Consider the following 950-nt stretch of genomic DNA (forward strand, 5'->3'; position numbering starts at 1 on the left):
TAATCTCTTCAGCTGATACATCCATGCGGTTGGTGATAATTCTTAAATTGACTTGCTGCTTTCTTTCTATCGTCACAAGTCGAAAGAGACTCGTCAAGTAGACTTGACTGCCCAATTGAACCAACTGATCACTGATAATACCCGTTCCTTTAGGAACGTCTAGATGGCTTTGCACATGTACCTTCGTATTCTTCTTAATCCGAGAAACGAAGAAATACCCATCCCAATGCATTTGATCGAATTGAGCGAAATCAAGATACCCACGATCAAAAACGTATGTAGCCAGTGGCTCATTAATAAAGACATCTAAGTGCTCATGATCATGTTCAGAAGCAGGAGATACTTCAAATTGTTCAGGGTGCACCCAACTTTCATTCATGAAGCAGACTTTTAGATGTAACTTTATGCCAGCTTTTGTCGGTCGAAAATGCGCCCATGGATAGGAATTCTTGCTAAATGAAAAGGTTGAGGAATCAATCAGAAAGAGTTTTTCTTTCGATTTTACCTCCGTCTTTTTATGCACAAGAGAAAGTAAATGATTAAAAATCTCCAGTAATACACTTGGTTCAAGTGCCCGTAGGGCACGAGAAAGCTGAGAGTAACTGATAGAGTCTATCCCCATCACTTTTTTTAAATTCGGATTGACAAGTTGCTGGTCTAGGTGCCGTAAACTTTCCGTTTCATCGTTAATGGCATACAGAAAGAGCTTTATTGCTTTCTTAAATTTCAATTTCTTTGCGTAACGATCAAATTGTTCAATGGCTTGACGAGAGTGAAAGCTTAATTGTTCTAACTTAATATACGAAAACCATTTGTTTATGGTCATTTTTGTTTTATACTTATCCATGCGTAGATCCTTTGTATTGGTCTTGGATAAGTCATCCAAGTACTAGTATAAAGGATTTTTTTATGCCATGGAACAGGTTACTATTTTAATGCAACACTAGTGA

The 950-nt window shown here is 37.6% G+C and carries 1 protein-coding gene; it reads right to left on the reverse strand.

All coding sequences use genetic code 11. The features are described from left to right. A partial coding sequence (locus ACYVLS_RS08915) for an IS4 family transposase (RefSeq protein ID WP_460323709.1) occupies window positions 1-847 on the reverse strand: 847 nt, incomplete at its 3' end. Window positions 848-950: the final 103 nt, after the last annotated feature.

This window comes from Alkalibacterium psychrotolerans, assembly GCF_054784355.1.